We start from the raw sequence: 23,055 nt of genomic DNA on the forward strand, positions 1-23,055 counted from the left end.
CGTGGTGGACGAGGACGACGTTCGATACCTGCGGCGCGCGGTCGGACTGGCGGCCACGGCCCTGGAGACGGGGGACGAACCGTTCGGTTCGGTCCTGGTCTCCGGCGACGGCGCGGTCCTGTTCGAGGACCACAACCACGTGGCCGGGGGCGACCGGACCCGGCACCCGGAGTTCGAGATCGCCCGCTGGGCGGGGACGCGCATGACCCCCGCCGAGCGCGCCGCGGCCACCGTGTACACCTCCGGGGAGCACTGCCCGATGTGCTCGGCGGCGCACGGGTGGGCCGGTCTGGGGCGGATCGTGTACGCGACCTCGTCCGCGCAGCTCACCGCGTGGCGCGAGGGCTGGGGCCTGCCGCCGGGGCCGGTCCGCCCGCTGGCGATCACCGAGGTCGTGCCGGACGCGGTCGTCGACGGCCCGGTCGCCGCGCTCGCCGAACAGGTCCGGAGCCTGCACGCCCGCTTCCTCGACCGCACGTGAGCCCGGACTGTTCTCCGGGCGGCGATGACCCGGGCCCCGTCGGCGCCTCAGCCGTGCCACTCACAGACCAGCACCGTGGCATCGTCGTCGAGCCTGCCGGAGTGGTAGGCCATCACGGCCTGGATCAGGCGCCGCAGCGTCTCGGGCACGGGCAGCCGGTCCGCGTCATGGCGGATCACGAAGTCCACGAACCGGTTGAGTCCGAACTCCCTGCCCTGCGAGTCCCGGGCCTCGATCATGCCGTCGGTGTACAGCACCACCCGGTCCCCCGGCTCCAGTTGCTCGTGGCACACCGTCACCGGCAGCCCCAACCGCATTCCCAAGGGATGGGAGGGCTCGCACTCCAACTCGTGGGCCTTGCCGCCCCGTATGAGCACCGGCGGCTGGTGGCCGCAGTTGACCCAGTGCAGATCACCGGTGGACAGGTCGAGTTCGCCGATGACCGCCGTCGTGAATCGGGTGCGCACGAACTCCTCGGTCAGCGCGTCCTCGACCACCCGGGGAATATCGGCCAACGGGGTGCCCTTGCGGCGATGGTTGCGGAACACCCCGACCGACAGGTTGGCGAGCAGGCCGGCGGCGTCGTCGTGACCCATCGCGTCGAAGACCGCCAGGCTGACCCGGTCACCGATCAGAGCGTAGTCGAAGGAGTCCCCGGCGTTGTCGTAGGCCGGTTCCGTGGCGGCCGAGACCGTCACCTTCGCGTTGGTGAAGGTGACGGGGGGCATGAGCATCCACTGCATCTCCGCCGAGACCGACATGGGCTTGGTACGGATCAGTCGGGCATAGGCGTCGCTGTTGGAGCGCTTGTCGACCACCAGCAGCCCCACCATCGCCGCGAGGGTCCGCATCGCCTCGACGCCGGTCCCCTCCTCATAGGCCACCCGGAGCACGCCCAGGCGCTCGGCACCGTTCAGAACCGGGACCCAGCAGCGCTGCTCCCGCCCGATGGGCACGGGTTCGCCCTTGGTGTAGGCCAGACCCGCCACCGTGCCGTCGATGCGCAGGTCCGCTCCGCCGCGGTGCGCGTCGAGTCCGTCGCCGGTCACTTCGCGCAGCACCCGCTCCTGCCGGTCGGCCAGGTAGATGCGTACTTCGGGCAGGCCGGCCCGCGCCGCCTCGCCGGCGACCAGGCCGGGGAGGTCGGTGAAGGAGCTCTGTTGGCCGGCGAGCGCCAGTGCCGCCACGGCTGCGTCGATCGAACCTCGTTCGGACATGCTGCCACCTGGGATTCAGCTCGGATCCTGTTCCTGTGGCACTACCCGCCCGGAAGACCCGCCCACCACGTCCGACACCACCTTCGCAGGCCACGTGCGGCCACCGCGGCTCTCCCTTCATGACGCCGTGGATCCGCCCTCGCGTCCGTGGGGGAGGAACCGGGCAGCCGCGAACTCCGTCAGACCCTTGCGAGGAAACCGACATCGAGGAGAAGCATGCGGCACGAGACGGGCACGACGTTCACGGTGCGTCCCGGAAGCGGCAGCCTCTGGAAGGAGGTGCGCAGCCCCGGCAGGATCGCCCTGATGGTCGTCGCGCTCATCGGCCTGGCGGTCGAGCTCGCGGCCGGCTGGTACTCCTTCGAGCAGGACGAGTCCGGCACCGGTGTCCGGTTCGTGCTGGCCATGGTCGCGCTGCTGGTCGTGACCTGTGTCGCGGTCTGCGTGTACAGCGTCCTGTTCTTCCGCAACACCCGTCTGGTGCTCACACCTGGCGAACTCGTCCACCGGAACTGGCGGGGGCGTACTCGGCGCATGCCCCGCGACCGGATCGCCGGAGTCACCAAGGCGCGCTATCTCACGGACACGGGCGGGGTACCCGACGCCGACATCCTGACCGTCATCGCCGACAGGGACGGGCGCACGATCAGCTTCGGCAGCGGATACTGGCCGCAGGAGGAGCTGGCGGAGCTGTGGCGGCGGCTCGGCGCCCCCTGCGAGCAGTGGCTGTCCCCGGACACCCCGTCGATGAAGGAGTTCCGCCGCCACCACCGGTTGCGGCTGCCCCTGTACCACGCGCACTTCCAGGGGTTCACCATGCTGGTGGGCACCGCGGTCACGCTTCCGGTCATCGCGCTGGTCGTGGTCGTGGTCTTCGCCGTCGGCTGACCGGCGACCCGGCGCCCTGTCCCCGGTTCCGGTGCCAGCACCGACGGCGACGGCGACGGCGACGGCGACGGCCGACGCGATCAGTCCTGGGAACGGTCCGTGCCGTCCTCCGGTTCGAAGTGGCCCTGGATGACCCGGCCGCCGCCCGAACCGCCGGAACCGCCCTTGCCCGGGTCGCCGCCGGGGCGGCGTCCGAACGGGTCCCCCGGACCGCCCTGACCGGGAATCCGCGCGCCCTGGGCGGCGAACTCCTCGTTCATCCGCTCCTGCATGCGGCGCATCCGGCGCTGGGCCCAGCCGGCGAACGCCCAGCGCAGGGCGGGGCGGGTGACCGGGGTGACCAGCAGCAGCCCCAGGAACGCGGTGACGAAGCCGGGTACGACGAGCAGCACACCGCCCGCCATCAGCATGAGGGGGTCGAGCAGGCCGCCGCGCGGCGGCTCACCCGTGCGCATGGCCTGGTCGGCGTCGCGGAAGGCCCTGGTTCCGGCCCGGCGCAGGAGGAACACGCCCAGGACGGTCAGCGACACCAGGACGGCCAGCGTCCAGGGCACCCCGATCCATCCGCCCACGACGATCATCAGCCACACTTCCACGAACGGAAGGGCCATCAGCGCCAACACGGCCAGCAGCGGCATCGTGAACCATCCTCAACTCAAGGGCGGCGGGGGTCTGTGGGAAGAACGTTCCCGCGTCCCTCATCGTTCCCCGCCCTGGGCGGCCCACCCCTGGAGGGCAGGACTCACGGGACCCATGGGACTCAGTCGCGCGTCCGGCGGCGCGAGACGATGACGGCCGTGAGCACGGCGGCCAGCCCCAGGGCGCTCAGGACGGCCTCGGGGGCCGCGCCGAGGCGGGTCCCGAGCGTCTGGCCCTCCATCGCGGTGATCTCGGCGACGTGCACGTCGGCCTCGGCCTCCGGCGACTCGTAGGCGATGGTGCCGTCGGGGTCCACGACCGCGCTCACACCGCTGGTGGAGACCACCACCGCCGAGCGGCCGTGCTCCACCGCGCGCAGCTGGGTGATGGCGAGCTGCTGCTGGGTCTGACCGGTGAAGTTGTAGTTGGCGTTGTTGGTGGGCACGACGATGATCTGGCCGCCCTCGGCGACCGACTCGCGCACCGGCGGGTCGAAGGCGATGTCGAAGCAGATCCCCACGGCCAGCGTGGTGCCCGCGACGTCGATCGCGCCGGGCTCCGTGCCGGGGACGGCGTCGGAGCTGACCTGCTCCAGGCGCTGCACGAACCGGGTGAAGAAGTCGCGGTAGGGGATGTACTCCCCGAAGGGCACGAGGTAGCGCTTGACGTAGACGTCGCCGGGTCCGGTCTCGGGGTCCCACACCACGCTCTGGACGTAGCGGGTGCCGTCGTCGTTGAACCGGCTCATCCCCCACAGCAGGGGGACGCCGATGTCCCGGGCGGCGGCGGAGATGATCTCCTCGGCCTCGGGATCGCGGAACGGGTCGATGTCGGTGGCGTTCTCCGGCAGCAGCACCATGTCGGGCCGCGGCTCCTCACCCGCCCGCACGGCGGCGGCGAGTTCGTGGACGCCGTCGGCGTGGTTGCGCAGCACCTGCATGCGCTCGCCCAGGATCGACATCTCCCCGACGCCCGGCACGTTGCCCTGCACCATGGCGACGGTGACGGTCTCGGCGGGCGCGGGACGGGCCACCGAGGGGGCCAGGACCCCGCCCGCGAGCACGGCGGCGGCGACCAGCACCCCGGCGGCGGCCGAGGCTGCACGTACCCGGGCCGGAGCCGTCGCGGACAGGGCGCGCAGCACCGACCACAGCAGCACGCCGCCGGTCAGGGCGACGGCGAAGGACACGAGCGCGGACGACCCCAGGGCGGCGTAGCCGACGAAGGGGGTGTCGGGCTGGGCGAAGGCGAGCTTGCCCCACGGGAAGCCGCCCAGCGGCCAGCGGGCGCGCACGGCCTCCTGGGCGACCCACAGCGCGGCGGTCCACACGGGCCACCCGGGCAACCGCACGGCGAGCGCGATCCCCATCGCCATGGGGAGGAAGTAGACGGTCTCGGCTCCGGCGATGGCCAGCCACACGTCGACGCCGAAGATGTCCTGCCACCGCACGAGCGGCACCATGAGCGTGGCGCCGGACAGCGCGCCCAGCCAGGCGGCGCGGCGCATCCGTACCCCGGCCACGGCGAAGGCGAGCAGCGCGGCGCTGAGCGGCCCCAGCCACCACAGGCCGTAGGGCGGCAGGGCCAGGAGTTGGGCCAGACCGGAACCCACCGCGGCCAGGACCCGCCAGAGGAGGTCGAAGCGTCCCCAGCGGTGGCCCAGGAGGGCCACGGTCGCGGGCGTGGGTGGCACCGCGGCCGTCGGTCCCTCCCCCGCCGTGCTCGACGGGGGTCTGTCGGAGCGCGGGGACTCGCCCTGCTCGGTGTGCTCGGCGACCACTCTGGGTTGCTCGCTTTCCGCTGGCGTGTGGGGATGCTGGCGGTTAGAGCATATGGGGGGACGCGGAAAAGGCCCGAGCCACCCTTCGGACCGGCTCCGTCCCGTCGGCGGCGAGCTCGGAAGACCGTTGTCTACTGGATGTTCGGGCCTTTTCCGGGTCCAACCCCCCGCCCGGTCGCGGTACTCCTCCCCTCACCCGATCGCAGCTGCACCTGGCGTGTGATGCAGCGTCAGATCGGACGAGCGGGGGCCGCACAACCGGTCCGTCCAGTGCTGGACTGGTCGTTAGGTTACCCAGACTCCCCGACCTCGTGCCTCAACCCGGCGGCCGTGTCGTCGGTGCCGTGTCGCGGTGGTGAAGGGGAGAAAGTGAAGAACCGTCGGACAGGCTAACGCACCTGGGCCCGCCACGCCAGCTGAGCACCGGGGGTTTGTGTCTGACCACAATCAGATCAGTACTCCGCCAACTCTGGACATTTCGATCAAGATCGTGTCTGATGTGATCAATGAAACTTCCTGGTTCGATCAACTTCGGAACCAGGGTGGTGAACAACGGGTCATCGGCCACGAGATCCCCTCACCGCACACCACGAACCAGCGGGAGCTGACCACCATGGCGGAGATCGTCCTCGACGGCGTCGACAAGATCTACGGCGGCAATGTCAAAGCCGTCAACGACCTCAACCTCAAGATCGAGGACGGCGAGTTCATGGTGCTCGTCGGCCCCTCGGGTTGCGGCAAGTCCACCGCACTGCGCATGATCGCCGGCCTGGAGGAGATCTCCGACGGCACGCTGGTCATCGGCGACGAGGTCGTCAACGACCGTCCGCCGAAGGACCGCGACATCGCGATGGTCTTCCAGAACTACGCGCTCTACCCGCACATGAGCGTCGAGCAGAACCTGGCGTTCGGCCTCAAGCTGCGCAAGGTCAGCAAGGCGGAGATCGCCCGCCGCGTGGCCGAGGCCGCCGAGATGCTGGGCCTGGAGCCCTACCTCAAGCGCAAGCCGGGCGCCCTCTCCGGTGGTCAGCGCCAGCGTGTGGCCATGGGCCGCGCCATCGTGCGCGAGCCGCGCGCCTTCCTCATGGACGAGCCGCTGTCCAACCTGGACGCGAAGCTCCGCGTGCAGATGCGCGCCAGCCTCAACCAGCTGCACGAGCGCCTGGGCGTCACCACCGTCTACGTCACCCACGACCAGATCGAGGCGATGACCCTCGGCGACCGGGTCGCGGTCATGCGCGACGGCCGCCTGCAGCAGGTCGACACCCCCAAGCGCCTGTTCGACGCGCCCAAGAACCTGTTCGTGGCCGGCTTCATCGGCTCCCCGGCGATGAACTTCGTCGACGCCGAGATCACGCGGGACGGCGAGGGCGCCGTGCTCGGCTTCGCCGACCACAAGCTGCCGATCCCGGCGAGCGTGCTGGACAGCCGTCCCGGCCTGCGCGAATACCTGGGCCGCAAGCTCATCCTGGGCATCCGCCCCTCCGACTTCAGCGACGCCGAGCTCGACGGCAACGGCGACCCGCGCATCGAGGTCACCGCCGGTGTGACCGAGGAGCTGGGCACCGAGATCAACGTCATCTTCAGTGTCGACGCCCCGCCGATCCGCCACGAGGACGCCGCCGCCCTGGCCAAGGACGCCGCGGGCGACGAGGAGGACAGCGCCGACTCCGCGATGCCGCTCAGCGAGAACAAGTCGCTGTTCACCGCGCGGGTGAGCCCCCGCAGCTCGGTCAAGCCGGGGCAGAAGATCAGCCTGTCGGTGGACGTCAGCCAGCTGCACTTCTTCGACCACGAGAGCGGTCTGGCGATCGGTCACCCCGACAACGCCTAGAACCCGCGAGAGCCCGTCCGGGCTCCCCGGGGCCGCTCCCGGCCGCCGTTCGGCGGCCGGGAGCGGCCCCGTCGTCGTCTCGCCCCGCCCGACCAGCAGGTTCGCGGGGTCGCGCAAGGCGTCGGTGTCGCCGCGAGAGTGTGGCGCGGGCCGAGTACGTGGGGCGGCGTCCGCGGCTGACCGGATTCGGTCGCCCCCGGCGACCGTGGGCGACCGGTCCACGGCGCGGGACGAGGCGCGGCCCTGACCCGCGAGGACCAGCGCGTTTGTCCCTGAAGCGCTCCGACCAAACCTGACCTCTCGGTGACAATGGTGTGCCGTGGGGTCAGGGATCCTTGTCTTGACCGTCGCGCCACCAGACCGAAGCATGTGATGGTGCGCAACCGAGCCCCCGGAGCCGCCCTCGTCCACGATCCCGCCTCCGTCCTGGACACCCTCCACGGACGGGCCGTGCCCGATCCCTACCGCTGGCTGGAGAACGCCGACTCACCCGAGACGGTCAACTGGATCGAGGAGCGCGGTCGCGAGTATGAGCGCGATGCCGCCACCTGGCCGCTGCGCAGACGCCTGGCGGAGCGGATCCGCGCGCTGGTGGACACCGACCTGTGGACCGCGCCCGTGGTGCGCCCCGGGCGGGTCTTCACCACGCTGCGCCCGGCCGGCGCCGAGCACCCCCGCCTGGTCGTGTTCGACGACGACACCCCGGGGCCGCCGCGCACCGTCTTCGACCCCGCGGCGCACGACCCCAGCGGACGCACGACGCTCGACGCCTGGGAGCCCGATCCGGACGGCCGCCTGGTCGCCCTCCAGACGTCCTCCGGCGGGGTGGAACGCGGCGGCCTGCGCGTGCTGCGCGCCGACTCCGGCGCCCAGGTCGGCCCCGCCGTCACCGGTGTGCGCTACTCCCACGTGGCCTGGCTGCCCGGCGAGAGCCCCGCCTTCTGCTACGTGCGGCGCGATGGCGCCCAGGGCGTGCGCGGAGTGTGGCTGCGCCGGGTCGCCGACGGCGCCGAGACCCTCGTGCACGCCTGCACCGCGCCCGACACCGTGCCCGGCGTGCGCGTCCTGGGCGGACGCCGGCTGCTGGTCACCGAGAGCCACGGCACCGGGCACCGCACGGACCTGTGGCTGGCCGACCTCGGCGACCGTCCCAGCCGCACCCACGGCCCCCGGCTGACCCCCGTACAGGTCGGTGAGGACGGCGAGACCGAGGCCCGGCTCGGGCCGGACGGCCTGCTGTACCTGCGCACGACCCTGCGGGCGCCGCACCGGCGGATCTGCGCGGTCTCCCCGCACGAACCCGGAGTCGAGCACTGGCGCGAGATCGTGGCCGAGGACCCCGGCGCCACGCTGGACGCCTTCACCCCCTGTGCCGGTCCGGACGGCCCCGCCCTGTTCGTGGCGCGCACCCGGCTGGGCATCAGCGAGGCGGCCGTGCACGACGCGCGCACGGGCGCCCGGCTGTACGCGGTGGACCTGCCGGGCGAGGGCATGGTGTCCACACCCGGGGACGCGCCGGACGGGACGGTGTACTTCGGGTACGCGGACGTGGCCGTCCAGCAGCGGGTGCTGTCCCTGGCCCCGGGCGACCCCGTGCCCCGCCCCTGGCCCGTCGACCGGTCGTCCCCGGCGATCACCGCCCAGGACGGAACCCCTGGAGCGGACCGGGGCGAGCACACGTCCCGGGCCCCGGGCGCGTCCGGCCGTGCCGACAGCGCGGCACACGCACAGAACGCGCCCCATGGCTCCGACGCGGCCGCGTACACGCCACACGCGCCGAACGAGACACGGCGTGCCGGCGCGGAGGCGCACGGGCGTTCCGTTCGGCGGACGGTTCTGTGGTGCCGCTCCCAGGACGGCACCCGGGTCCCGATCAGCGTCTTCACCCTGCGTGAGCACTCCGGTGCCGCACCCGAGCAGCCGCCCGTGCCCGGACCGACGATCCTGCACGCCTACGGCGGCTTCGGCCGGCCGCGCCAGTTCGGGTTCAGCGCCACCGTGCTGGCCTGGCTGCAGACCGGGGGCCGCTACGCCGTCGCCCACGTGCGCGGCGGCGGCGACGCCGGGCGCGACTGGCACCTGCGCGGGTCGGGACGCGACAAGCCGCGCGCCGTGCAGGACCTGGTGGCGGCGGCCGACGCCCTGGTCGGCGCGGGCGTGTGCGCGCGCCATCAGCTGTGCCTGTCCGGCGGCTCGGCCGGCGGCCTGCTCGTCCTGGCCGCCGCCGCGGCCCGGCCGGACCTGTGCGAGGCGGTGATCGCGTCCGCTCCGCTGGCCGACATGGCCCGGTTCGAGCGGCTGGGGCTCGGCCGGATGTGGACCCGTGAGTTCGGCACGGCCGCCGACCCCGACGACTTCGCCGCGCTCATGTCCTACTCCCCCTACCACCGGGTCCTGGACAGAGCCGTCCACGCGCCCGGCCACCGCTATCCCGACATCCTGCTCACCGGCTTCGCCGGGGACACCAGGACCGGCGCCGCCCATCCGCGCAAGATGTGCGCGGCGCTGCTGGCCGCGGCGCGCCACGACGGCCGCCCGCCGGTCCTGCTGCGCTACGAGCGCGACGTCGGCCACGGACCGCGCGCGGTCAGCCGGGCGGTCGGCCTGGCCGCGGACGCGCACGCGTTCGCGGCCCAACGAACGGGGCTGCTGCCGCGCTGAGCGCGGTGGCCGCCCTGCCCGAGAAGGTAACGGCACACAGAAAGTGAGGTGCGGTGCGAATGGACCCCATCGAGGTTGAGGTCGAGGACCTGGCGGAGGTCACCTCCCGCGACATCACCGCGGGCGGCGACAGCGACGGAACCGACGGCAGTTCCGACTTCATCTGATCCCTGCCCGCCCGGTCCGGACCCCGGGGTCCGGACCGGGCGGGTCCCCCCTCGTGGAAGGACCGCCGTGACCGACCCCGGCCAGCTGTTCACCGGACCCCTGAGCGACGTCGTGGGCCGGGAGGCCCTGACCACCCGCCTGTCGGAGGAGTTCTTCTTCGCCGAACTGGGCGCCGACGCCGTCCGCTCCCTCTTCACCTTCGACGATCTCAACGACGTGCTGACCACGTGCTCACCCGAGCCGCCGCGGCTGCGCCTGCACCAGGACGGCTCGCCCGTTCCGGTCGACCGCTACACCGCGGGCGCCACCTCCTCGCGCACCGCGCGCCGGATCGTGCGCCCCGAGGCGCTCTACCGGGAACTGCGGGCGGGGGCGAGCCTGGTCCTGGACAGCGTCGACCGGATGCACCCCGGAGTCGGTGCGGCGGCCGACGACCTCATGCGGCTGGTGCGCGAGCGTGTGCAGGCGAACCTGTACCTGATCTGGGGCGAGTCGCGCGGTTTCGACACCCACTGGGACGACCACGACACGATGATCGTGCAGCTGGAGGGCACAAAGCACTGGAAGGTGCACGGCCCCGGCACGCGCGCGTTCCCGATGAAGGACGACACCGACCACGCCCATACCGCGCCGGTGGACGCCGACGGCCGCACGCACACGATCTGGGAGGGCGTCCTGCGACCGGGCCAGATCATCCACGTCCCGCGCGGCTGGTGGCACACCGTCACGGGCACGGGCGGGGTGAGCATGCACCTCACGTTCGGCTTCACCCGGGCGACGGGGATCGACTGGGCGAACACGCTGGTGCGCCGGCTGTTCGAGGAGGAGACCTTCCGACGCGACCTGCCCCGCTTCGCCGCCGACGACGAGCGGCGCAAGCACCAGCACGCGCTGGTCGCCCGCCTGCTGGAGCTGGCCGAGGCATGGGACCTGGACGAGGTCCTGGCCGAGCGGGACGCCCGCTTCCCCCGGCGCACGTCGTTCGCGCTGCCGTGGGCGGTGCAGGACGACCCGCCGCCGCCCGGGGCGCGGGTGGAGTTCGTTCCGGTCCTGCCGCCGCCGCTGGAGCGCGAGGACGGCCGGGTGGCGGTCTCGGTGTCCGGCAAGCGCTACCGGCTCCCGGCCGTAGCCGCGCCTGTGCTGGAGGCCCTGGCCGAGCACCGGGTACTGACGGTGGCCGACCTCGCCGAACACGCCAGGGCCTCGGCCGAGGAGACCGCACAGGTGGTCGTGGCCCTGGCCCGGCACCACCTCGTCCTGGTCCGCTGACCGGCCCCGAAGCGGTCCCGCTCGCCGGGCCCCAGGGGTTGAGAGGTGAGCGCTTCGGCCCAGGGGGTCCACAGGGGGTCTATCCGGGCCGAAGCGAGGAACGAGCGGCGGCCCAAGGAAAGCACCAGGAGGGCGCCGACGGGTGTACACCGGAAGGCGCGAAGGCCCCGTCTCAAGGGCGCCCGAACCCGAGCCGGAGCGAGGAACGAGCGCAGGCGCGCGCGACGACGAAGGACCCGGCATCAAGCGCCCCGAGCACGAACGTAGGCCTCGATCCCGTCGAGGATGCGCTGGAGACCGAAGTCCAGCCCCTCGGCGGGTCCGCCGGCCGGCCCGCCCTCCGGCGGGGCCGACGCGGGTTCCTGGTCCAGGACTCCTTCGTCCAGCATGCGGGCGATGGTGGGGAACCTGTCGGGCGTCACCACCATGCGCAGCGCCCGGGCGTAGTCGCGCTCGCTCTCGGGCATGGTGGTCCCGGCCTCCGCGGCGGCCCGGCCCATCTCGACCTCCATCCGGATGGTCTCGCGCAGCGTGGCGGTGATGAGGAGCAGCATCTCCAGGGCGTCGCCGGTGCGCAGCCCGGCGCCGACGAGCTCGCGTAGTCCGGCTTCCATCCACCGCAGGCCGTTGGGGCCGCTCGGCGGTCCGGAGAGCTGAACGAACACCATCCACGGGTGGTCGCGGTACCGGCGCGTGATCGCCGCGGCCCAGTCCTCGATGCCGGCGCGCCAGTCGCCGTCCTCACGCGGCGCGGGCGGTGCGCTCCCCGTGGCCGCCTCGGCCATCAGCGTGAGCATGTCCTCCTTGCTGTCCACGTGCCGGTACAGCGACATCGTGGTGTAGCCGAGCTCCTTGGCCACGCGCTGCATGGAGACGGCCTCCAGGCCCTCGGCGTCGGCGAGGGCGACGGCGGCGTCGACGACGGCGTCCCGGCTGAGCTTGGGCTTGGGTCCGCGCCGGGGCGAGGTGCGCAGTCCCCACAGCAGGTCGATCTCGCGCGCCATCCGGTTCGGTTCCTGCTGTGCCATGTGCCACCACGTCGTCGGGATCGTCGTTGACACCCATCCTAGAACTGTGTATTACTTAAACAATAAAGCGTACTGGGTACACAGTTTAGGGAGTACACATCATGCCGAACCCGACGGAAGCCGCCCCCGCGATCAGGGCCGAGGGGGTGCGCAAGAGCTACGGGGCCACCCGCGCGCTGGACGGACTCGACCTGACCGTGCGCCCCGGCACCGTCTACGGCCTCCTCGGCCCCAACGGCGCGGGCAAGACCACCGCCGTGCGGGTCCTCTCCACCCTGCTGCGCCCCGACTCGGGACGCGCCGCCGTCCACGGCCACGACGTCGTCGCCCACGCCGACCGCGTGCGCGCCCGCATCGGACTCACCGGCCAGTACGCCGCGGTCGACGAGCTGCAGAGCGCGCGGGAGAACCTCGTCATGTTCGCCCGCCTGTACGGCTACCCGGCCCGCGCCGCCGGGGAGCGCGCCGAGGAGCTCCTGGCGCGCTTCGACCTGGTCGAGGCCGCCGACCGTCGCGCCGACGGCTACTCCGGGGGGATGCGCCGCCGCCTGGACCTGGCGGTCAGCCTCGTCCAGGAACCCGACGTACTGTTCCTGGACGAGCCCACCACCGGCCTGGACCCGCGCAGCCGCCTCCAGGTGTGGGAGTCCGTCCGCGCCCTGGTGCGCGCGGGCACGACCGTGCTGCTGACCACCCAGTACCTGGAGGAGGCCGACCGCCTGGCCGACCGCGTGGCCGTGATCGACCGCGGGCGGGTGATCGCCGAGGGCACTCCGGACGACCTGCGGTCCCGGGTCGGCGGCGACCGGCTGGACGTGGTCGTACGCGACCCGGCCGACCTCGGCGCCGTCGCCGGACTGCTCGAAGGGGCCCTGGGCGCCCGGCCGACCGTCGATCCCGCCGAACAGCGGGTCAGCGTCCCCGCCGCGGACCGCATGGACACCCTGACCCGCGCCGTGCGCGCGCTGGACGGCTCCGGTGCGCGCGTGGCCGACGTCGGCATCCGCCGCCCCAGCCTGGACGAGGTCTTCCTCGCCCTGACCGGCTCCGCCGCCCCCGCGGGCACGGCGGAGATGGTCGCGTGAGCACCTCCGCACACGCCACCGCTCCCGGGTCGGGCACCGGCCGCGCCGGACGCACCGGCCGCACCGGGTGGCGACGCTCCGCCGGACCGCGCAAGACGTGGTCGGACACGCTCGTGCTGACCCGGCGCAACCTGCGCCACATGGCCCGCGACCCCTTCGAGCCGGCCATCGCCCTCACCATGCCGGTGACGATGCTGCTGCTGTTCGGCTTCGTGTTCGGGGAGGCCATGGCCCCGCCCGGCGCCGAGGACTACCCGTCCTTCCTGGTGCCCGCCATGCTCGCGATGGTCATGGTCTACGGGATCGCGGGCACGGCCGCGGGCGTCGCCCGCGACACGGCACGCGAGGTCATGGGCCGGTTCCGCTCCATGCCGATGGCCCCGCTCTCACTGCTCGGCGCGCGCGTGCTGTCCGACATGCTGCGCGGCGCCGTCGAGGTCGTGCTCCTGCTCGGGGTCGGCCTCCTGCTGGGATGGCGGGCCGAGGACGGGGCGGTCGCGGCGGCGGGCGCCGTCGGCGTCCTGCTGCTGTTCCGGCTGGCCCTGGTGTGCCTGGGGGCGCTGCTGGGCCTGGTCATGCCCACGCCCGACTCGGTGAGCATGGTGGTCTACCCGCTGGCCTTCCCGCTCACGATGCTCTCCACGAGCTTCCTGCCCGCCCAGGCGATGCCCGCCGGTCTCGCGCCCGTCGCCGAGTGGAACCCGCTCTCGGCGGTCGTCACGGCCACCCGCGAACTGTTCGGCAATCCGGCCCTGCCCTCGGACGCCTGGCCCGCCCAGCACGCGTTGGCGGTGGCCGTGGCCGTGTCCACCGCCGTCGTGCTCGTGACCGCTCCCCTGGCCGTGCGCCGGTTCCGGTCACTGGACCGCTGACCCGCCCCGCGCCGTGCCGCGCCCGAAGCCGTCCTCCCACTCACCCTCCCCAGACCGCCCGAACCCGAGGAGTCCCGCCGTGACCACGACCACCGCCTCCAGCGCACCGGAGCGCGGCCCGCGCCGGACCCGCCCGGCCCCACGCTGGTGGGAGCGCCCCTGGATCGCCCCGCTGGCGCTGTTCAGCCTCGTCTTCCTGCTCTACTCCGTTCCGCCCTACCTCGCCCTGGACCCGGCGCGGGCACGCCTGCCCGTCCCGGACCACCCCTCCTGGTACTTCACCGCGCTGGTGACGCACATCTTCGGCGGCACCCTGCTCACACTGCTGGTGATCGTCCAGGTGTGGCCCTGGGTGCGCCGGCGGTATCCGGCCGTCCACCGCTGGAGCGGGCGCGCCTACGTCCTGGCCGGAGTCCCGTTCGTGGGCGTTCCCGCCCTGCTCATCGCCCCCTACAGCGGTTCTGGAGCCGGCGGCCAGGTCAGCAACACCGTCTGGGCCGTGCTGTGGCTGTCCTTCACCGTGGCCGGGTACGTGATGGCGCGCCGGCGCCGCTTCGCGGCGCACCGCGAGTGGATGCTGCGCAGCTTCGCACTCGTCTTCGGCATCGCGTTCAACCGCGTACTGCTCATCGTGCTGATACTGGTCATGCTTCCGCGGGTCGACACGGTGTACGGCGGCGACGTCGACGCCATGGGCCTGGCCCTCGGCCCGGCCTCGGGTTTCCTGTCGTGGATCATCCCGCTCCTGGCCGTGGAGTGGTGGCTCAAGTACCGCCGCCCGCGCCGACGAGTGCCCCGGTCCGCCTGACGACACCGCCCACCGGGCCGCGCCCCCGCCCGGACCAGCCCCTTCTCCACCCCAAGGGAGCGTCACGACACGCCGAAGATCATTGCGATCCGCCGAATCGTTAGGGTAGCCTCACTTAAGAGGCGCAGATGGAACCGTCACACCGGTGGTCACTGCGACCGCACCCACCCCGGTAACGGCTTCACGCGACGAAGGGCAGGTTCCGTGGTGACTCCTGATCCGCTCGACGCGATCCGTGACGCCTGTGCGTCGCTGCGGTTCGCGCCCCTGCCGGACCTGGTCACGTCCCAGGACCTGCACCGGACCCCGCCGGGTGCCCTGCACCGGCACCGGGCCGACGCCCTGGCCCACGACGGCTCCCTCCCGGTGCTCTTCGACAAGCTCCGCACCGAGCACGGCCCCGGCCACCGCCTTCCCGCCGCGACCGGTTTCCTGCGCGCCACCCTGCGCGAACCGATCTTCCTGCTCTCGGCCTCGCTGTATCTCACCGGCCGGGCACCGCTGCTGACCCCGCACTCCCTCGTCCTGCCCTGGGACACCGCACGCTGCCGCTTCGGCACTCCCGCGGTGGTCGACACCCGCCTCGCGGTCCTGCCCGACGACCCGGCCGCCGACCGCACGGACACCGTGGTCGCCCGGGACGAGGACGACCAGCTCAGGATGGCCGCCGAGGGGTTCGTGGCCACCGTCGGCCCGCTCGTGGAGGCGCTGCACGCCCACTCCAGGGCCGGGCGCCGCACGCTCTGGGGCTGGGTGCTCGACACTCTGCACTTCTACATGCTCAACCCGGCCCGCTACCTGGGCCGCGACGCCGAGCAGGCCTGGGAGCTGGCGTCCCGGCTCGGAGACGCGGTGGTCGAGGCCGGCGCGGTCACGCGCAAGCGGCCCCGGCTGTTCCCGTTCGCGCCCGAGCACCCGCAGGGCACGTGGGCGGTTCGCGGTACGTGCTGCTTCGACTACAAGGGCGACCCGGAGCACGGGTTCTGCACGACCTGTCCGCTCAAGTGCGACAGCGAGCGCCAGGAGACCCTGTCGGAGTGGCTGCGCGACCCGGCGCTGGCCCCCTGACCGGCTCCCGGCGACCCGTTCCCGGCGGCACGGCCGGGACAGGGCGCGGGAGGGCGCCTAGCGGAGGTCCACGCCGACGAGGATGAACATCAGCACCGACACCACGGCGCTGACCAGCATCACGACGAGCAGGGCCCCGCAGCCGATCCCGATGATCTTGCCCCAGGGCGTGGACTTCTCCTCCGGCGGCCCGTAGGCGTAGGACCCGTATCCCGCGGACGGGGTCCCCTGTCCGTAGCCGGGCCCCTGGACATAGTGCGGCGGCCGGCCGTACGCACCGCCCGGCTGCCCGTAGCCCGGCGGCTGCGTCCAGCCGGGTTGCGCGGCCTGCGGGCCGGTCGGCTGCCCTGTCGGCGCGCCCGCCTGCGGGCCCGTCTGCCCCGCCCCCGGTCCGGCCTGCGCGGTCCCGCTCCACGGCTGCCCGATGGGCGGGTACGAGCCGGGTCCGGCGCCCGGTTCGTCGGCCTCCCCGTAGCCCGGCGCGTACCCGGCGTGCTCGAAGCCCGCCTGGGAGGCGCCGCTGGGCCCCTCGGAGTACTCGCCCGTGATCGGCTCGGGCGGCGCCCCGGTGGGGTGCTCCCCCGGCGCGGAGCCCCGGGGGTACTCGTGCGGCGGCTCCCCCGGCGGCTGCGCGCCGCCCCCCATCGGGTCACCGGGGTCGCCCGGCCGCCACTCTTCGGGCGGACGGTGGTTCACCGGGTCCGGGGACGCCCCGGACCGTTCCTCGGGTCCTCGGTCGGGCTCTCGATCGGTCACTGGGACCACCCCTCACGTCCGGCGACTGCGCCCACCCGGGCCGGTGGGCCCCACAGTTGGACGCTAACCGCGTGGAGGGGACTCACACGGCAGTTCCCGGGGCGTTTCCGGTAAAGCTCCGGCAGTGTTGCGCGGGCGCCGGTTCAGGCGGCCGGCCCCGAGCGGCGGCCGGCCGCCAGGACGCGCAGCGCCAGAACGAACACCGGGGCGGTGAACAGGGCCGCGAAGAGGTTGAGGCCGCCGAAGCCCGTCTGGGCCAGCACGACGCCGGACAGGGCGCCGGCCGCGGCACCGCCGAGGTTCATCAGCAGGTCGCTGACGCCCTGCACCCGCGGACGCACCTCCGGTGCCAGGGACTCGGCCAGCAGCGCGGTTCCCGACACCAGGCCGAAGGACCAGCCCAGGCCGAGCAGCACCAGTCCGGTGGCCACCAGGACCTCGTCCTCTCCGGCCGTCCCGGCCACGGCCACGGCCACCAGCAGCACCACCTGTCCCGACAGCAGCACGGGCAGCCGGCCGAAGCGGTCGGTCAGCCAGCCGACGACCGGCGAGAAGGCGTACATCCCGGCGATGTGCAGGGAGATGGTCAGTCCGATCACGGTCAGGGCCGCCCCGTGGTGCGACAGGTGCACCGGAGTCATCGTCATGACCGCGACCATGACCGTGTGGCTGGCGACGATGCCCACGACCGCCAGCAGCGCGGCGGGGGTGCGCCCGACCACGGCCAGCGCGCCGGGTACCGACAGCGGGACACCGCCCGCGGTCTCGGGCGTCCCGGCCGCGCGGGAGGCCGCGTCGACCGCAGCCGTGGCGGTCTTCAGCGGGTCGGGCCGCAGCAGCGCCCACGTGAGGACGGCGCCGAGGACGAACCCGGCGGTGGTGAACAGGGCCGGCCCCAGCAGGTCGGGCAGGCCCAGCCACTGCGCCACCCGGCCGCTCGGCCCGATGAGATTGGGCCCCACCACGGCGCCGACCGTGGTCGCCCACACCACGACCGAGAGGTCCCGGCCGCGACTGCGCTCGGAGGACAGGTCCGCGGCGGCGTGGCGGGCCTGGAGGTTGGTGGCGGTCCCGGCGCCGATGAGCACCATGCCCGCCAGGAACAGGACGAACGAGCCCAGCACGGTGGCACCGATGACGACCGTGCCGCCCACGGCGCCCAGTGCCCAGCCCAGGGCGAGCCCCGGCCGTCGGCCGCGGCGGGCGGCCAGGGACGCCAGGGGCAGCGCGAACACGGCGGCGCCCAGGGTGATCATGGTCGTGGCCATCCCGGCCCAGGCGTCGGACCCGGTCAGGTCTTGTGCGATGAGCGCGCCCACGGCGAGCATCGCGCCCATGCCGATGCCGCCGACGACCTGGGTGAGCATGAGCGAGACGACCGTGCGCCGTTGCAGGCGGGCGCGGCGTTCCTCGGTCAGGATCTCGGTCGGCGGCGAGGTATCAGTGGACACGGGGGACCTTCCGATTCATCGGTTATGGGACGAATCGTAGTCCTTCGTCACCGGCGGCCGTAGCGCCACCTCAGGTATCCGTGCTCGCGTTCGACCTGGCGCATGTCGGTGTAGAGGTGGTCGGGGCGCTCGGCACTGATGACCACGCCCTCGCGGGGGATCACCGGCCAGCAGGCGTAGGCCCAGAACCGACGGGTGTACACGCCCCACAGGACGACCCAGGCACCCTGTTTCTGCCACTCGATGTGTTCGGCGACCCGGCGCCGCTCCTCGTCCCGTGTGTCCATGCCTTCCCAGGGCATACCCGGCACCGGGGTCGCCGAGCAGGCCGGAACCGGCCAGGGAACGGGGGTGGCGGCCGTGCCCGCGCGCGGGTGAGGGCACGCGTGCAGGCACGGCCGGGCGGGTCAGCGCCCGGAGACGAGCGTGCTGCCCGGGATCGGCTCCGCGGGGTCGTTGCCCAGGGCGACGACCTTGTTGTCGGCGTCCACGTGCACGATGTGCTGGACGTGCTCGGCGCGCTCGGCCTCGGTCACCTGGGCGTAGGAGATGATGATGACCAGGTCGCCGGGGCTGACCAGGCGCGCCGCGGCGCCGTTGATCCCGATGACGCCGGTGCCGCGCTCGCCCGTGATCGCGTAGGTGACGAGCCGGCTGCCGTTGTCGATGTCGACGATGTGGACCTGTTCGCCGTCGACGATGTCGGCGGCCTCCATCAGGTCGGCGTCGATGGTGACCGATCCGACATAGTGCAGATCGGCCTGCGTGACCGTGGCGCGGTGGATCTTGCCGTTGATAAGGGTGCGCAGCACTGATCGAGCCTCGTTTCCGATGCGTGGTGGCGACTACAGGCCCCGTGCGGGGTCCCGTGCGTCCACCATGATGACCTCTCCCCTGGTCCGCTTCGACCAGTGGGTCCCACTAACGGCCCAACACACCGTTCGTCCCGCGTGTTCCGGATCCCATGCGCGAAGGCGCCGCCGACCGCGCGAGGGCGGTCGGCGGCGTGTGAGGGAGCGGCGCCCGCCCCCGGTCAGGCGGCGAGGGCGCCCAGGAGGGCCTCCACGTCCGCGCGATGCGGCGGGTCGGCGCCCTCGGTCGTGCAGGCCAGGGCCGCGGCGGCCGCGCCGAAGCCCAGGGCGTCGCGGACCGTGGCCGGGTCCGGGTCCGCCGGGCCCCGCGCCAGCACGCCCCGTTCGGACAGGCGGGCCAGGACGGCGGCCCCAAAGGTGTCCCCCGCGCCCACGGTGTCGCGGACGTCCACGCGCACGCCCGGCACCTCCACCCGGTCGCCCCAGTGGGACGACAGCGCCACCGCGCCCTCGCCACCCTTGGTAAGCAGGAGCAGGTCCAGTTCGTGGCGCACCACCCACCGCTCGGCGACCAGGAGCGGGTCGCGGCCCGGCTCCAGCCAGGCGATGTCCTCCTCACTGACCTTGACCACGTGCGCGACGTCCATCCACTCCGCGGCCTGGCCGGCGGCCTCGGACCGCGCCACGCCCACCGCCGGGCGGGCGTTGACGTCGAAGAACACCGTCGTACGGTCCCGGTGGGCGCGGGCCCACGCTCGCAGCCGCCCCGCGCCCGGTTCGAGCAGGGCGGCGAGCGAGCCCACGTGGACGGCCTCGGTGCCCGCGCCCAGCTCCGGCAGCTCCTCGGGACGCCACTGCCAGTCGGCCGTGCCCTGGAGGTAGAACCCGTAGTCCGCGCCCCCGGTCTCGTCCAGCGCCAGGACCGCCAGCGTGGTCGGCTCGGCCGCCGCCACCGCCAACCCCAGGTCGACACCGCGCTCGGTCAGGTGGGCGCGGATCTGGCGCCCGAAGGCGTCGCCCGAGAGCCGGCACAGCAGCGCCGACTCCGAGCCCAGGCGGGCCAGGGCGACGGCCGCGTTGGCCGGACCGCCACCGGGCACCGCCCGCCACTGGCCCGGCCCGGGCCGGGGCACCAGGTCCACGAGCGCCTCGCCGCACACCACGATCACGATGCGGCTCCGGGGGCCAGGGCGCCCTCGGGCAGCTCGGCCGGGTCCAGGGCACCGGTCATCACGGCGACCGCGTCCGACATGCCGCACCCCGAGGGGTCGAGCGTGGCGACCCGCCGCCCCAGGCGCTGGACGTGCACCCGGTCGGCGATCTCGAACACGTGCGGCATGTTGTGGCTGATGAGGATGACCGGCAGCCCGCTGTCGCGCACGCGCAGGATGAGGTCGAGCACGGCACGCGACTCGCGCACGCCCAGCGCGGCCGTGGGCTCGTCCATGATGACGACCTTGTTGCCGAACGCCGCCGCCCGCGCCACCGCGACCGCCTGCCGCTGCCCGCCCGAGAGGGTCTCCACCGCCTGGTTGGGGTTCTGGATGGTCTTGATCCCGAGCTCGTCGAGGTGGCGGGCCGCTTCCGCGCGCATCCGGGGCCGGTCCAGCATGCGCAGCACCGAGCCGAGCACGCCCGGCCGGCGCAGTTCGCGCCCCAGGAACAGGTTGGTCGCGATGTCCAGGGACGGCGAGACCGCCAGGCTCTGGTGCACCGTCTCGATGCCCGCGTCGCGCGCGGCGATCGGGGTGGGCAGCCGCACCGGGCACCCGTCCACGAGGATCTCCCCCGCGTCGGGGACGATCGCCCCCGACAGGGCCTTGATGAGGCTGGACTTGCCCGCGCCGTTGTCGCCGATGACGGCGAGGATCTCGCCGGGGTACAGCTCCAGGTCGGCGCCGTCCAGGGCGGTCACGCTGCCGTAGCGCTTGACCAGGCCGCGCGCCGCCAGGACCGGTTCGGCGGACTCGTGCGCTGCCGCGGTGGCCGCGGGGCCGGTGGTGGTCTGGTTCATCGTCGGGCCTTCCTGATCCACTGGTCGAGGGACACCGCGAGGATCACCAGGACGCCCACGGCGAAGTTCTGCCACAGCACGTCCACTCCGGCCAGCGACAGTCCGTTGCGGCACACGCCCACGATGAGCGCGCCCATGACGGTGCCGATGATGAGGCCGCGGCCGCCGAAGAGGCTGGTGCCGCCCAGCACCACGGCGGTGATGCTGTCGAGGTTGTCCATGACGCCCGCCTGCGGACTGGCCGAGGCGATGCGGCCGATGAGGATCCACGCACCGACCGCGTAGACCAGGCCGGCCACCGCGTAGACGCTCAGCAGGATCCGGTTGACCCGGACCCCGGCCAGGCGCGCGGCCTCCCGGTCGTCGCCGGTGGCGTAGACGTGGCGGCCCCACCGGGTGCGGTGCAGTGCGTAGGCGAGCAGCCCGCAGATCGCCAGCATGAGCAGCGACCCGTAGGTCAGCCGCATGCCGCCGACGGTGAGGACCTGCCCGGTCCACATCAGCACCGGCGACATGTCCGTGCCGCGCACGGTCTCACTGCGCGAGAACCACAGGTTCAGCGCGAAGAAGATATTGAGCGAGCCCAGGGTGACGATGAACGGCGGCAGCTTGACCCGGGTCACCAGCACGCCGTTGAACAGGCCGCACGCCATGCCGCAGGCCAGTCCCACCAGGAGCGCGAGCGGACCCGGCACCCCGAAGTCGGCGGACAGGCGCCCCATGACGATGGAGCACAGCACCATGATCGAGCCGACCGACAGGTCGATGCCCATGGTCAGGATGATGAGCGTCTGCCCGAGGGCGAGCGTGCCGATCACGGCGGTCTGCTGCAGGATCAGTGAGATGTTCGTCGGGGCCAGGAAGTTCGGCGCGATCACCGAGAACGCCACGATGGTGAGCAGCAGGACGCCCGCGGGCCCCAGGGTGGCCTGGGCGTGCAGGAGCCGCTGCGCCCGGTCCACCAGGGTGGGCGGCCTGACGTCCTCGGCCAGGACGGTCGGTGGCGGCTGCGGATCGGAGGTCGGCACCCGCGAGGTGTTCGATGTGGTCACGGTGGTTCAGCGTTTCCTTCGTGTCGTCGCGTGCGTGGGCGCGGGTCAGCCCCAGCAGTTGTCCAGGCCCCAGGCGCTGTCCTGGCTCTCCACACCGTCCATCGGCTGGTCGGTGATCAGTTCGACCCCCGTGTTGACGAAGTCCAGGCCCTCGGTGGGCTCGGGGGTCTCGCCCGAGGCGGCGTACTCGACGACCGCGTCCACGCCCTGCGCGGCCATGTCCAGGGGGAACTGCATGGACGTGGCGCCCAGGATCCCGCTCCCGACGTTCTCCACGCCCGGGCATCCGCCGTCCACCGACACGATCACCACGTCCTCGGCGACGCCCGCGGCGTTGAGCGCCTCGTAGGCGCCGGCCGCGGCCGGCTCGTTGATCGTGTAGACGAGGTTGATGTCGGGGTCGCGCTGGAGGAGGTTCTCCATCGCGGTGCGCCCGCCCTCCTCGGCGCCCTCGGTCACGTCGTGGCCGACGATGCGGTCGTCGTCCTCGTCGCCGATCTGGCCGGGGTCGGCGATGTCCACGCCCAGGCCCTGGAGGAAGCCCTGGTCGCGGGCGACGTCGACGGCGATCTGGTTGGGGTTGAGGTCGAGCATGGCCACGCGCGGGTCCACGCCCTCGGCCTCGAAGTGCGCTGCGGCCCACTGGCCGATGTACTCCCCGGCCAGGAAGTTGTCGGTGGCGAAGGTGGCGTCGACCGCGTCCTGGGGCTCGGTCGGCGTGTCCAGGGCGATCACCATGATCCCCGCCGCGCGGGCCTGGTCCAGCGCGGGCACGATCGCCTCGGAGTCGTTGGGGGTGATGAGGATGCCGTCGGCGCCGGCGGCGATGAGGTTCTCCACCGCCTGGACCTGGGACTCGTTGTCGCCGTCGTAGTCGCCGGAGAAGGACTGCAGCGTCACGCCGTGCTCGTCGGCCGCCTCCTCCGCGCCCTCCTTCATCTTGACGAAGAACGGGTTGGTCTCGGTCTTGGTGATGAGCCCGACCAGGACCTCTCCGTCCTCGGCCCCGGCGTCGGAACAGGCCGCGAGTGAGAGCGCGAGCCCGGTTCCCGCGGCGGCGGCCAGTGCCCGGCGGGTCCACGGTGCGTGCGTCATGGGGGACTCCTTCGTCGGCGTCCCGCTGCCCGCGGGACGAGGGGTGAGGTGTGCCTCGTGACGCCAGTCACCGAGAC

21 protein-coding genes are annotated in these 23,055 nt (G+C 73.0%); 9 read left to right on the forward strand and 12 right to left on the reverse strand.

Annotated elements, in window-relative coordinates:
* Position 1: 1 nt before the first annotated feature.
* Positions 2-481 (forward strand): nucleoside deaminase, encoded by a 480-nt coding sequence (locus tag HNR10_RS03845; protein WP_179820892.1) that lies wholly within the window; start codon positions 2-4, stop codon positions 479-481.
* 47 nt (positions 482-528) lie between these two features.
* Here the strand turns inward: HNR10_RS03845 and HNR10_RS03850 are convergent, their stop codons facing one another.
* Positions 529-1,698, reverse strand: a complete 1,170-nt coding sequence (locus tag HNR10_RS03850) for a PP2C family protein-serine/threonine phosphatase (RefSeq protein ID WP_179820893.1) — start codon at positions 1,696-1,698, stop codon at positions 529-531.
* Between the two features lie 216 nt (positions 1,699-1,914).
* On the opposite strand from HNR10_RS03850, the gene HNR10_RS03855 reads away from it, so the two are divergent.
* Complete coding sequence (locus tag HNR10_RS03855) at positions 1,915-2,586, forward strand: hypothetical protein (protein ID WP_179820895.1); 672 nt, start codon at positions 1,915-1,917, stop codon at positions 2,584-2,586.
* A gap of 80 nt (positions 2,587-2,666) precedes the next feature.
* Here the strand turns inward: HNR10_RS03855 and HNR10_RS03860 are convergent, their stop codons facing one another.
* Together HNR10_RS03860 and lnt are read right to left on the reverse strand one after the other, a co-directional pair.
* Entirely contained in the window at positions 2,667-3,224 is a 558-nt protein-coding gene (locus tag HNR10_RS03860) for an FxsA family protein (RefSeq protein WP_179820896.1), read from the reverse strand.
* Between the two features lie 122 nt (positions 3,225-3,346).
* The gene (gene lnt / locus HNR10_RS03865; RefSeq protein ID WP_179820898.1) at positions 3,347-5,005 is read right to left on the reverse strand and encodes an apolipoprotein N-acyltransferase; all 1,659 of its coding nucleotides are present in this window, start codon (positions 5,003-5,005) and stop codon (positions 3,347-3,349) included.
* A gap of 613 nt (positions 5,006-5,618) precedes the next feature.
* Between lnt and HNR10_RS03870 the strand changes: the two genes are divergently transcribed.
* The 3 genes from HNR10_RS03870 (at position 5,619) to HNR10_RS03880 (ending at position 10,937) form a co-directional block, all read left to right on the forward strand.
* Positions 5,619-6,839: an ABC transporter ATP-binding protein gene (locus tag HNR10_RS03870; protein WP_179829508.1), complete on the forward strand. Its 1,221-nt coding sequence runs from the start codon at positions 5,619-5,621 to the stop codon at positions 6,837-6,839.
* A gap of 372 nt (positions 6,840-7,211) precedes the next feature.
* Positions 7,212-9,500: a prolyl oligopeptidase family serine peptidase gene (locus tag HNR10_RS03875; protein ID WP_179820900.1), complete on the forward strand. Its 2,289-nt coding sequence runs from the start codon at positions 7,212-7,214 to the stop codon at positions 9,498-9,500.
* 234 nt (positions 9,501-9,734) lie between these two features.
* On the forward strand, positions 9,735-10,937 hold the full coding sequence (locus tag HNR10_RS03880; RefSeq protein WP_179820901.1) for a JmjC domain-containing protein: 1,203 nt from the start codon (positions 9,735-9,737) through the stop codon (positions 10,935-10,937).
* Positions 10,938-11,179: 242 nt separating this feature from the next.
* Here the strand turns inward: HNR10_RS03880 and HNR10_RS03885 are convergent, their stop codons facing one another.
* The gene (locus HNR10_RS03885) at positions 11,180-11,965 is read right to left on the reverse strand and encodes a TetR/AcrR family transcriptional regulator (RefSeq protein ID WP_179820903.1); all 786 of its coding nucleotides are present in this window, start codon (positions 11,963-11,965) and stop codon (positions 11,180-11,182) included.
* Between the two features lie 101 nt (positions 11,966-12,066).
* Here HNR10_RS03885 and HNR10_RS03890 point away from each other — a divergent pair, with 101 nt between their 5' ends.
* From HNR10_RS03890 to HNR10_RS03905, 4 genes are all read left to right on the forward strand, one after another.
* The gene (locus HNR10_RS03890) at positions 12,067-13,050 is read left to right on the forward strand and encodes an ATP-binding cassette domain-containing protein (RefSeq protein ID WP_179820904.1); all 984 of its coding nucleotides are present in this window, start codon (positions 12,067-12,069) and stop codon (positions 13,048-13,050) included.
* Positions 13,047-13,922: an ABC transporter permease gene (locus HNR10_RS03895; RefSeq protein ID WP_312889101.1), complete on the forward strand. Its 876-nt coding sequence runs from the start codon at positions 13,047-13,049 to the stop codon at positions 13,920-13,922. Before HNR10_RS03890 ends, HNR10_RS03895 begins: the two co-directional genes overlap by 4 nt.
* A 79-nt stretch (positions 13,923-14,001) precedes the next feature.
* A complete protein-coding gene (locus HNR10_RS03900) occupies positions 14,002-14,730 on the forward strand; it encodes a DUF2306 domain-containing protein (RefSeq protein ID WP_179820906.1) in 729 nt (242 codons plus the stop codon).
* A 207-nt stretch (positions 14,731-14,937) separates the two neighbouring features.
* Positions 14,938-15,798 (forward strand): ferric iron reductase, encoded by an 861-nt coding sequence (locus HNR10_RS03905; RefSeq protein ID WP_179820907.1) that lies wholly within the window; start codon positions 14,938-14,940, stop codon positions 15,796-15,798.
* 57 nt (positions 15,799-15,855) lie between these two features.
* Here HNR10_RS03905 and HNR10_RS03910 read toward each other — a convergent pair whose 3' ends face one another.
* From HNR10_RS03910 to HNR10_RS03945, 8 genes are all read right to left on the reverse strand, one after another.
* Entirely contained in the window at positions 15,856-16,554 is a 699-nt protein-coding gene (locus HNR10_RS03910) for a hypothetical protein (RefSeq protein WP_179820909.1), read from the reverse strand.
* Positions 16,555-16,697: 143 nt separating this feature from the next.
* Positions 16,698-18,005, reverse strand: a complete 1,308-nt coding sequence (locus HNR10_RS03915) for an MFS transporter (protein WP_179820910.1) — start codon at positions 18,003-18,005, stop codon at positions 16,698-16,700.
* 47 nt (positions 18,006-18,052) lie between these two features.
* Complete coding sequence (locus HNR10_RS03920; protein WP_179820912.1) at positions 18,053-18,292, reverse strand: hypothetical protein; 240 nt, start codon at positions 18,290-18,292, stop codon at positions 18,053-18,055.
* A gap of 120 nt (positions 18,293-18,412) precedes the next feature.
* On the reverse strand, positions 18,413-18,817 hold the full coding sequence (gene panD, locus HNR10_RS03925; RefSeq protein ID WP_053617660.1) for an aspartate 1-decarboxylase: 405 nt from the start codon (positions 18,815-18,817) through the stop codon (positions 18,413-18,415).
* Positions 18,818-19,038: 221 nt separating this feature from the next.
* Positions 19,039-19,986 (reverse strand): carbohydrate kinase family protein, encoded by a 948-nt coding sequence (locus HNR10_RS03930; RefSeq protein ID WP_179820914.1) that lies wholly within the window; start codon positions 19,984-19,986, stop codon positions 19,039-19,041.
* Complete coding sequence (locus HNR10_RS03935; RefSeq protein ID WP_179820915.1) at positions 19,983-20,831, reverse strand: ATP-binding cassette domain-containing protein; 849 nt, start codon at positions 20,829-20,831, stop codon at positions 19,983-19,985. Before HNR10_RS03935 ends, HNR10_RS03930 begins: the two co-directional genes overlap by 4 nt.
* On the reverse strand, positions 20,828-21,883 hold the full coding sequence (locus HNR10_RS03940) for an ABC transporter permease (RefSeq protein WP_179820917.1): 1,056 nt from the start codon (positions 21,881-21,883) through the stop codon (positions 20,828-20,830). The genes HNR10_RS03935 and HNR10_RS03940 overlap by 4 nt, the downstream gene beginning before the upstream one ends.
* A gap of 45 nt (positions 21,884-21,928) precedes the next feature.
* Positions 21,929-22,978, reverse strand: coding sequence for a sugar ABC transporter substrate-binding protein (locus tag HNR10_RS03945; protein WP_179820918.1), 1,050 nt, complete (start codon positions 22,976-22,978; stop codon positions 21,929-21,931).
* Positions 22,979-23,055 lie beyond the last annotated feature (77 nt).

The organism is Nocardiopsis aegyptia, assembly GCF_013410755.1.
Taxonomy (GTDB): domain Bacteria; phylum Actinomycetota; class Actinomycetes; order Streptosporangiales; family Streptosporangiaceae; genus Nocardiopsis; species Nocardiopsis aegyptia.